Here is a 10,531-nt window from a genome sequence, read left to right on the forward strand (position 1 = left end):
CCCGCGTCGGGCGATCGTTTCCTCAGCGGCCGAGCGGCGCGGTCGCCTGCTCGAGCCAGGCGCGCGTCGCCGGATCGAGCAACGGGCCGATCTCGTTGTGCACGCGTGCGTGATAGGCGTCGAGCCGGGCGATCTCGCCGGCATCGAGCAGCGCGACGTCGATGGCGCGCCGGTCGATCGGCACCAGCGTCAGCGTCTCGAAGCCGAACATCGGCCGCTCGCCGCCGGGGACGTGTTCGGCCGGGGTGACGAGCTCGAGGTTCTCGATGCGGATGCCGAAGGCGCCGGTGCGGTAGTGGCCGGGCTCGTTCGAGACGATCATGCCGGGCTTCAGCTCGGCCGAACCGGTCTTGGCGATGCGCTGCGGCCCCTCGTGCACCGACAGGAACGAGCCGACGCCGTGGCCGGTGCCGTGGTCGTAGTCGAAGCCGGCCTTCCACAGGGCGATGCGGGCGAGCGTGTCGAGCGCCGCGCCGGTGGTGCCGACGGGGAAGCGGGCGCCGCCGATCGCCAGATGGCCCTTCAGCACCAGGGTGAAGGCACGCTTCATCTCCGCCGAAGGCGTACCCACGGCGATGGTGCGGGTGACGTCGGTGGTGCCGTCGCGATACTGGCCACCCGAATCGAGCAGGAAGAACGTGTCGCGATCGATCGGCCGGTTGGTCGCCCGCGTCGCGTGATAGTGGACGATGGCGCCGTTCGGCCCGGCGCCGGAGATGGTGCCGAAGGAGAGGTCGACCAGTTCGCCGGTCTCGGCGCGGAAGGCCTCGAGCCGCTCGCAGCAGGCGATCTCGTCGGTCTTGTGGCCCTCGGCATCGAACCAGGCGAGGAACTTCGCCATGGCGACGCCGTCGCGGACATGGGCGGCGCGGGCGCCGGCGACTTCCGCGGCGTTCTTGCAGGCCTTGGGCAAGATGACGGGATCGTCGGCCTCGACGACCAGCGCGCCCGCCGCCTCGAGCCGACGCGCCAGCACCTCCGGCGTCATCGCCGGATCGAGCGCCACGGCGGCCTTCTCCGCCGCCAGCCGGTCGAGGGCGGCGAGGAGTTCGGCGCGCGGGGCGACGTCGACATGGGGGGCGAGATGGGCGGCGACGGCGGCGTCGATCTTCCCGGCCTCGACGAAGAGGGTCGGACGGCCCGCCTTGCGCAGCAGGGCGAAGGCGAGCGGCACCGGATTGTGGGCGACGTCGCGGCCGCGCAGGTTGAAGGCCCAGGCGATCGAATCGGGCTGGGTCAGCAGGAAGGCGTCGGCGGTCAGCGCCTCCGCCAGCCGAGCGATCTTCGCCTCGATCGCCTCGCCGGCGAACTCGGTCGGTTGGACCATGAAGGGCGCCGAGGGCGGGGCCGGGCGATCGGTCCAGATGCGGTCGACGAGATTTTCCGCGACGGGGACCAGCTCGGCTCCGGCCTTCTCCAGCGCGCCGAGGAGGCGGCGGGTCTGGATGCGGGTGTGGAGCCAGGGGTCGAAGCCGATGCGGGCACCCTTGGTCACCGCTTCGGCCAGCCAGGCGTGGATCGGCGTGGCGACGCCGTCGATCGGTTCGAAGACCGTGGTGTCGGTCTCGGCGCGGAGCTGCAGCGTGTAGCGGCCATCGGTCAGCACTGCGGCGCGGTCGGCGAGGACCGCGGCGATGCCGGCGGAGCCGGAGAAGCCGGTCAGCCAGTGCAGCCGTTCGGACGATGGCGGCACGTATTCGCCCTGGAATTCGTCGGCGCGCGGCACGAGGAAGCCGTCGAGCCCCTCGATCTTCATCAGGGCGCGGAGGCGGGCGAGGCGGGGGGCGCCGAGCGAAGGGTCGGCGAGGGTGTCGAAGCTCTGGAACATCGCGCGAGTTTAGCCGTCCGGACGGGCGACGCAAACGAAACGGCGCGGGTCAGACCCCCGAGACGACGAAACCGCGCCCCGGGGGAGGGCGCGGTTCGGGAATTGGCTGCCGCAGTCGATCCGGCGCCTCGCGAGGGGGGGGAAGCGGGCGCCGGATGCCGAGGTCAGCTGGCCGCGAGCAGGATGGTCTCGATGTCGGCGATCGTGTGCCGGGTCAGATCCTTGTCGATCTCGGCGCGGAGCCGCGAACGCGCCTCGCCGGAGAGATCTTCTCTTAGTTCGGCGAGAATGCGGGGCGGTGCCACCACGATCAGGTCGTCGTAACGGCCGTCGTGGGCAGCGGCGTTGAGATCGGCGGCGAGGCTGGCGGCGAAGCGGCGTTCGGCCTCGTCGTGCCAGTCGGTTTCCTCCATTGCGGCACGGCGTCCGCCGCCCATGGGCGCGAAGGCGCGGCCGGGCGCGTCGCTCCCCAGGTCGTGGGTCGCCGGCGTGCGGGTCTCGCGCGTGGCGATGCAGTGGAGATTCGGCGATTCGGCCAACCCGTCGTTGCGCAGGACCATCGCCCTGCGGCCGTCGCCGACCAGGATCCAAGTACCGTTGGAGATCTTCATTCGAGCCATGTCGACCCTCCCGTCTCGTGCATCCCGTCGGGATCCGGTGTCGCACTCTCGGTCCCGATTTGACGGTCGTCATGTTCGTCCCAAGACAACGTCCGGTCAATAACGGCTATTACGGTCGTGTCGTCCTTTTTGATCATCTATTCGCGAGAAGGCGTGAATCGGACGACTAGAATTGGATACGATCTAATTTCAAAGCCAACTCGAAAACGTTTTCAGCTCAAGTCTCGAGGCGGCTCGAGAAAGTGATTCGCTGCTGGAGTGCCGCCGCGGTACTTCTTTGCTGTTGCGTAACCGGGCACCGCGACGCGGCAGAGGAACCGCCGGATTTGCGGGCACGGGCGCGCCTTCGCGGCCACCGATGGGCGGTCGCGTCGTCGTCGCTGGACGCGCGGTGGGTGTGTCAGCGTTCGCCGGTCTCGAGCACCAGGGCGAGCCAGCCGTCGCGCTCGACCTCGAAGGCGAGGCGCAGGCCCTGCTTCGCCCAGGCGGCGAGGACGAGCTGGCGTTCGATCGTCCGGAGACCCGACAGGACCACGACCGAACGGCGGGCGAGCGCGCTCGCCACCGGATAGGCGAGCTTGGTCAGCGGGCGGGCGAGGATGTTGGCGACGACGAGGTCGTAGGGCGCCTCTTCGGCGAGGAGCCGCGAGGTCATGCCGTCGGCGACGATGCAGCGCACCTCGGCGCCGACGCCGTTGAGGCGGGCGTTCTCGGCGGCGATCCGCACGGCGACCGGGTCGATGTCGGTGGCGATCACAGGCACGCGCAGCACGCGGGCGACGGCGATGGCGAGCACGGCCGTGCCGGTGCCGAGGTCGAGCGGACGGGCGAAGCGGCGCGCCTTCAGCAGCCGGTCGAGGGCGACGAGGCAGCACCAGGTGGTGGCGTGGTGGCCGGTGCCGAAGGCCATCTCGGCGTCGATCTCGATCGAGATGCCCGACGGCGGGCGGCGATGACGATCGTGGCTGCCGTGGACGAAGAAGCGCCCGGCGACGACCGGGTGGCGGATCTCCTCGCTCATGGCGATCCAGTTGGCGTCGAGATCGAGCACGGTCGTCGTGAGCTCGAAGGCATCGTCGCCGAGGGCGTCGCGGACGAGGTCGGCGGCCTCGTCCTCGCTCTCGGCGTCGAAGACGAGGGTGTCGACCGACCAGACCTCCGAATAGGGCACCGTCTCCTCGCGGGTGACGGGATAGCCCTCGATCTCGAAGGCCTCACCGAGCAGGCGCTCGATGCGTTCGGATTCGGGGCCTTCGGCGACGAGGCGGACCTGGACGGCGGGCATGGGCAACTCCTGGCGGGCTCAGGGCTTCTGGAAGGTGAGCGAGGCCCATTCCTTGATCGATCGACGGGAGACGAGGCGCAGGCCCCGGGCACGGTAGGCGGCGACGAGGCGCGCCTGTTCGCCGATCCGGAGACCGGCGACGACGAGAAAACCGCCCGGCGCCATCAGGGCCGCGAGCGGACCGGCGAGCCGGCACAGCGGATCGGGCAGGATGTTGGCGAGCACCAGATCGAAGGGCGCGCGCGCGACGATGCGGACGTCGTCGAGCCCGTCGGCGAGGAGGGCGCGGAAGCTGCGATCGACGCCGTTGATGCGGCGATTGCGCTCGGCGGTCGCCACCGCGTGCGGCGCGATGTCGGTCGCCAGCACGGGCGTGGTCGGCGCGAGGCGGGCGAAGGCCAGGCCGAGAATGCCGGTGCCGGTGCCGAGATCGAGCACGTTGCGGGGCCGGGCGTGTTTCAGGATCTCGTCGAGACCGGAAAGCGACAGCTGGGTCGAGGCGTGATCGCCCGAGCCGAAGGCGCTGGATGCCTCGATCAGCACGTCTTCGCGGCGGAAACTCTCCGGCCTGTTGTGCTCGCCGAAGACGCGGAAGCGGCCGGCGGCGATCGGCGGCAGACCGCCGACGCCGGTCTCGATCCATTCGGCGGCGGAGAGCGGCTTCAGGGTGGCGCGGGCGAGGGTGGCCAGCACGGCGTCGCGGGGGGCTATGCCCTCGGCGTCGATCAGATCGGCGAGGGCTTCGGCCAGATCGGTCTCGTCGAGCGCTTCCGGAAACCACGCCTCGACGCCCCACGAGCCGTCGCCGTGGTCGAAGGCGCCGGCGGCATCGGCGAAGGCGGTGACGAGCTCGCCGTCGGCGAGGGCATCGGCGACGCGGGTCGCGATCGAGCGGGTGGTGGTCAGGCGATAGACGTGGGTCGGCATGGGCCGCGACATAGCACGGGATGCGCGGCCTGTCGCCTGCGTGGGGGCAGAGAGGGGCCGTGCGCCGCGAGAGGCGGTCCTTCCTTCTCCCCTCGCGGGAGAAGGTGGCCGAAGGCCGGATGAGGGGGCGCGGGCGTGAGCCCGCAATGATGCGACGCCGCACCTTCGCGCTGCCGCGCGATACCCCTCATCCGCCCCTGCGGGGCACCTTCTCCCGCAGGGGGAGAAGGGGGGCGCCGTCGGGGATTTCCCCGTGAGGATTTGCCCCGGTCGGCCTGTTCACACTTTCTTCACATTGTTGGTGTCTATTGCTACCCAAGGCGATCGGAACCGCAAAGCAGCGGCGAGATCGCCGGTAAGCCCTGCCCCCCTTCGGGTCGACCACGGATGTACTGGCGGACGATGTGAGTGGCGGAGGCGATCCGCAGGAAGCCCCGGTCGGAGGTATACGCCTCCCCGCCGGGGTTTTTTGCGTCTGGGCCCCGGATTCCCGCCGCGCGGCGATCCGTCACCGCCTCGGCGACGTCGGCCGGCCCGAATTGCGACACGATCCTCACCTCAGTTTCCCCGCATCGCCGAAGGTCTCGGCGAGGACATGCGCGAGGGACGATCGGACATGGTGGGATCGAACGACAAGACCGGGCTCAGGATCGCGGTGCTCTACGGCGGGCGGTCTTCCGAACACGACGTCTCGGTGATGTCGGCGACCAACGTGGTGCGCGCGCTCGATCCTGCGAAATACGACGTCCTGCCGGTCTTCGTCACGCGAGCCGGACGCTGGTTCGTCGGCGGCTTCGCCGACGGCCGGCTCGATCGGCCGGAGGCGGGCACCGAGATCGTGCCGGTGCCGGGCGGCAACGGGCGGACGATCGTCGTCTCCCCCGACGGGGCGATGGGCGAGGGGCCGCGGATCGACCTGCTCTTCCCCGTGCTGCACGGGCTCGACGGCGAGGACGGCTCGGTGCAGGGCCTTTCGGCGGTCGCCGGTGTGCCGCTGGTCGGCTGCGGCATCCTCGGTTCGGCGGCGGCGCTCGACAAGGACGTCGCCAAGCGGCTCCTGACCCAGGCGGGGCTCGCCAACGCGCGATCGCTGACGCTTCGCCCCGGTGCGGTGCCGAGTTTCGTCGAGGTGGTCGCCGCCCTCGGCCTGCCGCTCTTCGTCAAGCCGGCGCGGCAGGGCTCGTCGGTCGGCGTCTCGAAGGTCTCGACGCCCGCCGACTGGGACGCGGCGATCGAAGAAGGCTTCCGCCACGACACCAAGCTTCTGGTCGAGGAGTTCGTAGCCGGTCGCGAGATCGAATGCGCCGTGCTCGAGGCGCCGGCCGGCAGCCTCTTCGTGTCGCGCCCGGGCGAGATCGCCCCGGCCGCCGCGCACGGCTTCTACACCTACGATGCGAAATACGTCGACGCCGATGGCGCGGCGCTGGCGGTGCCGGCCGATCTGCCGGAGGATGTCGAGGCGGCGGTGCGCGCGGTGGCGGCGGATGCCTTCCGTGCCGTCGGTTGCGACGGCATGGCGCGGGTCGACGTCTTCGTGACGGCGGAGATGCGCATCCTCGTCAACGAGGTCAACACCATCCCCGGCTTCACCGACATCTCGATGTACCCCAAGGCGATGGCGGCGAGCGGCGTCGAAACCGGCGAGTTGCTCGACCGGCTGGTGGCGCACGCGCTGGCGCGCGCCGGGCGGGTGGGGTGAAGAGGGAGGTAGGACTTCCCAGTTCGGCTTCATGTTGAGGTGCTCGCGCAGCGAGCCTCGAAACACGAAGCCACGACGGGCCTTGCCTCTCGGCCCTTCGCACTTCGAGGCTCGCTTGCGCTCGCACCTCAGTGTGAAGGGCCTCTGCACGGGACAGGGCGATCGATCTCGTCGGACCGCCCCGTCACCCCACGATCGTCACGAACCCGTCCAGCACCCGCTTCTGCCCGGCGCGGTCGAAGTCGATGGTGAGCTTCTCGCCCTCGACGTCGGAAACCGTGCCGTTGCCGAACTTCTGGTGGAAGACCCGGTCGCCGATCGAGAACTTCGACGCCGTCGCCGTCACCGACTTGGCGATCAGCGAGCCCTCGATCACCTTGACGTGCTTGTCGCGGATCGGGTTGCCCCAGCGGTCGCGCGCCGGCGAACGCTCGAAGCGCTCCGGCCCCGATTGCCAGCGCGAACCGCGCTCCTCGAAGCCCTGCGGCCCGTTGCGGCCTTCCGCCTCGCCGAAGCGGCCGCGACCGGCGCCGGCCCAGCCGCGATCGGTCGAACCGCGATCCTCGTCGGCGTGGTCTGCGTGGTCGGCGCCGTAGCCGCGCACCATGCGGCCCTGTTTCTGCGCCTGCGCCCGCTGCCAGCCGGGCGTCGCATAGGTCGAGCCGAAGGGCTCCACCTGGTCGAATCGCGAGCGGCCGTAGCCGCCGTAGTTCGATCCGCCCTCGCGCACCTCGACATGCGGCTCGGGCAGCTCGTCGAGGAAGCGGGAGGGCAGCGACGAGTTCCACGAACCGTGGATGCGGCGGTTCGAGGCGAACCAGATCCACGCCTTCTTTTTCGCGCGCGTGATGCCGACATAGGCCAGCCGCCGCTCTTCCTCGAGGCCGGAACGGCCGCCCTCGTCGAGGGCGCGCTGGTGGGGGAAGAGGCCTTCCTCCCAGCCGGGGAGGAAGACGTGGTCGAACTCGAGGCCCTTGGCCGAGTGCAGCGTCATCAGGTTCACCGCCTCGACCGACTGGTCGTTGTCGGTGTCCATGACGAGGGCGACGTGCTCGAGGAAGGCGGGAAGGCTCTCGTAGTCCTCCATCGCCTTGATCAGTTCCTTGAGGTTCTCGAGCCGGCCCGGCGCCTCGGCCGACTTGTCGTTCTGCCACATCTCGGTATAGCCGGCCTCGTCGAGGATCAGGCCGGCGAGTTCGCCGTGGGGCAGGGCGTCGAGCTGGTCGCGCCAGCGGGCGAAGTTCTGGACGAGGCCCTTCAGCGTGCCGCGGACCTTGGGCTTCAGCTCCTCGGTCTCGACGATGCGGGCGGCGGCTTCCAGCAGCGGCACGCTCTGGGCGCGGGCGAGCGCGTGGACCTGTTGCAGGGTGGCGTCGCCGAGGCCGCGCTTCGGCGTGTTGACGATGCGCTCGAAGGCGAGATCGTCGGCCGGCTGCACCGTGACCCGGAAATAGGCCATGGCGTCGCGGATCTCCATGCGCTCGTAGAAGCGCGGGCCGCCGACGACGCGGTAGGGCAGGCCGAGGGTCACGAAACGATCTTCGAACTCGCGCATCTGGAACGAGGCGCGCACCAGAATGGCGATCTCGTCGAGGCGGGTGCCTTTTCGCTGCAGAGATTCGATCTCGTCGCCGATCGAGCGGGCCTCTTCTTCCGAGTCCCAGGAATTGGCGACGAGGATCTTCTCGGCGTCGGGTTCGTCCTTCTCGGTGTAGAGCGTCTTGCCGAGCCGGCCCTCGTTGTGGGCGATGAGATGGGAGGCGGAGGCGAGAATATGCGTCGTCGAGCGATAGTTGCGCTCGAGCCGGACGACGAGGGCGCCGGGGAAGTCGTGTTCGAAGCGCAGGATGTTGTCGACCTCGGCGCCGCGCCAGCCGTAGATCGACTGGTCGTCGTCGCCGACGCAGCAGACGTTCTTGGTGCCGACCGCCAGCAGCCGCAGCCAGAGATACTGGCAGACGTTGGTGTCCTGATACTCGTCGACGAGGATGTAGCGGAAGCGTCGCTGCCAATCGGCCAAGACGTCCGGTCGATCGCGCCAGATGCGGATGACGTGGAGCAGCAGATCGCCGAAGTCGCAGGCGTTGAGCGTCAGCAACCGGTTCTGATAGGCGCGGTAGAGCTCGCCGCCCTTGCCGTTGCCGAAGGCGCGGGCCTCGAGCGGCGGCACCTGATCGGGCGTCAGACCCTTGTTCTTCCAGCCGTCCATGAAGGCGGCGAACTGGCGCGCCGGCCAACGCTTCTCGTCGATGCCCTCGGCCTGGATCACCTGTTTGATCAGCCGCAGCTGGTCGTCCATGTCGAGGATGGTGAAGTCGGAGCGCAAGCCCACCAGCTCGGCGTGACGGCGCAGGATCCGCGTGCCGATGGCGTGGAACGTGCCGAGCCAGGGCATGCCCTCGACCCGTTCGCCGACGAGGGCGCCGATGCGCTCCTTCATCTCGCGCGCCGCCTTGTTGGTGAAGGTGACGGCGAGGATCTCGCTCGGCCGCGCCCGGCCGGAGGCGAGGATATGGGCGATGCGGGTGGTGAGCACCCGCGTCTTGCCGGTGCCGGCGCCGGCGAGCACCAGGACGGGGCCTTCGGTCGCCTCGATGGCGGAACGCTGTTCCGGATTGAGGCCGGCGAAGAAGGATTCCTCGCGCGGGGCGAAGTTGGCGGCCGCGGCGCGGGCGGCGATGCCGCCGGGCTTGGGCGCCGCCGGGGCAGGCTCGAAGGCACGCGCGGGGGTCGGTTTCTCACCGCGCGCGGGCGCGCCGGGCATGGGGATCGGGCAGTCGTCGTCGTCCGCGGCGGCGGGGTGGGCGGCGCGCGGGTTCGGTCGCGGCGTCCAGCCGGGCGAGAAGGGATCGTCGTCGCGGTCGAAACCGTTGGTCATGCGTCTCGGCGTCTCGGCGTGATGGGCGGAAACGGGGCGTGTGCGCCCTCGACCGCGGCCATGATTCTCTGTTCGTTCACCCACCACCATAGCACGGATGTGGGCACGAGGAGGGCGGCGGCGAGGGGGAACCCCGACTGAGGATACGCGTCGCGACATGCTTGCGCGCTGAGGAAGACTCGCGCGAGGATCGCAGGCATAAGCGACGACGCGATGCAGCCGAGAGACGAGATGACGGGAGAAGCGGAGCCACGGAAACGGACGAAGCCGGTCTACGATCAGGCGTTCTTTCTGGACCTGGCACGACCGCGCGAGGATACCGACGAGGCAAGGACAGAAGCACGCGAGCGGTGGAACAAGTGGCGACGACAACCGACGAATACGCACCGGATAGTGACGTTCGAGGGAGTGGATTTTCGGACGGAGGAGAACCGGGGGATTTCGTTCGAGGGGTTCGAGTTCGGTGGGCCGACGTGGTTCACCGGCGCGGCGTTCGGAGACATGGCGCGGTTCGCCGGTGCAACGTTCAGGAGGGAAGTCCGATTCGTCAACGCGACGTTCGACGGTGGTGCGCGATTCATTGATGTTGCTTTTCATGGCAATGCGGATTTTCATGGGGCAGTTTTTTGGAAATATTCCAATTTCGGCAGCTCTAAATTTTACAACATTGCGCGATTTGACCGTTCAATATTTATAGGTGTTGTGGTTTTCGAAAATACTTCGTTTTGTAAAATAGCTAGATTTGAGGATGTAGTATTTGACGGGTCGGCGGATTTTGCTGGGGCAAGTTTTATTTTTCTTTCTATATTTTCGGGCGCAACATTTTGTGCAGACACGTATTTTGATGGGGCGGTCTTCGGCGGAGTAACGGATTTCGCTGGAAAGAAGGGCGACGGAGACGTCGCTCTCCGGCAGAAGGCGTGGTCGAAGCTGGGAAAGGTTGAAAGTACGAAGCTCGGGAAGTCCTATCGAGCCAGGCGAGATGGGGGCGGCATCGGTCCTGCAACGTTCGCGGACGTCTCCTTCTTCGGAGCGCATTTTCGCAGAGAAGTCTCGTTTGCCTGCCGCGCCTTCGAACATTTGGCCGGTTTTGCAGATGTCCGCTTCGATAGGCCGCCGAACTTCGACGGCGCGACCAACCTCCAGCGTATCGACTTCACCGGCGCGCAGGCCAGGTTCTCGCCGGGCGATCGGCCTTGGTGGAAACCCGATTGGACTGACGTTGCCCCTCAGGCCTAATCCAGTTTGAAGTTCGCTCTGGCCCAACTCGAGGACCAGAGCATGAGGCGTAGCC

At 68.5% G+C, this 10,531-nt stretch carries 7 protein-coding genes; 2 read left to right on the forward strand and 5 right to left on the reverse strand.

All coding sequences use genetic code 11. From position 1 onward, the window contains the following. Positions 1-22 precede the first annotated feature (22 nt). From ACT53U_RS19235 to ACT53U_RS19250, 4 genes are all read right to left on the reverse strand, one after another. Positions 23-1,828: an aminopeptidase P family protein gene (locus tag ACT53U_RS19235; RefSeq protein WP_476157526.1), complete on the reverse strand. Its 1,806-nt coding sequence runs from the start codon at positions 1,826-1,828 to the stop codon at positions 23-25. A gap of 164 nt (positions 1,829-1,992) precedes the next feature. Next, complete coding sequence (locus ACT53U_RS19240; protein ID WP_476157528.1) at positions 1,993-2,448, reverse strand: baeRF12 domain-containing protein; 456 nt, start codon at positions 2,446-2,448, stop codon at positions 1,993-1,995. Positions 2,449-2,848: 400 nt separating this feature from the next. Further along, a complete protein-coding gene (locus ACT53U_RS19245) occupies positions 2,849-3,733 on the reverse strand; it encodes a 50S ribosomal protein L11 methyltransferase (RefSeq protein ID WP_476157530.1) in 885 nt (294 codons plus the stop codon). An 18-nt stretch (positions 3,734-3,751) separates the two neighbouring features. Continuing rightward, positions 3,752-4,660 carry a 50S ribosomal protein L11 methyltransferase gene (locus ACT53U_RS19250; RefSeq protein ID WP_476157532.1) on the reverse strand — a complete coding sequence of 303 codons (909 nt, stop codon included), beginning with the start codon at positions 4,658-4,660 and terminating at the stop codon, positions 3,752-3,754. A gap of 616 nt (positions 4,661-5,276) precedes the next feature. On the opposite strand from ACT53U_RS19250, the gene ACT53U_RS19255 reads away from it, so the two are divergent. Beyond that, positions 5,277-6,359, forward strand: a complete 1,083-nt coding sequence (locus ACT53U_RS19255; protein WP_476157534.1) for a D-alanine--D-alanine ligase family protein — start codon at positions 5,277-5,279, stop codon at positions 6,357-6,359. Positions 6,360-6,543: 184 nt separating this feature from the next. On the opposite strand, the gene ACT53U_RS19260 is transcribed toward ACT53U_RS19255, so the two are convergent. Continuing rightward, on the reverse strand, positions 6,544-9,123 hold the full coding sequence (locus ACT53U_RS19260) for an ATP-dependent helicase (RefSeq protein WP_476157539.1): 2,580 nt from the start codon (positions 9,121-9,123) through the stop codon (positions 6,544-6,546). Positions 9,124-9,468: 345 nt separating this feature from the next. On the opposite strand from ACT53U_RS19260, the gene ACT53U_RS19265 reads away from it, so the two are divergent. Beyond that, positions 9,469-10,476 (forward strand): pentapeptide repeat-containing protein, encoded by a 1,008-nt coding sequence (locus ACT53U_RS19265; RefSeq protein WP_476157535.1) that lies wholly within the window; start codon positions 9,469-9,471, stop codon positions 10,474-10,476. Positions 10,477-10,531: the final 55 nt, after the last annotated feature.

This window comes from Pinisolibacter sp. DMC19 (assembly GCF_056313985.1).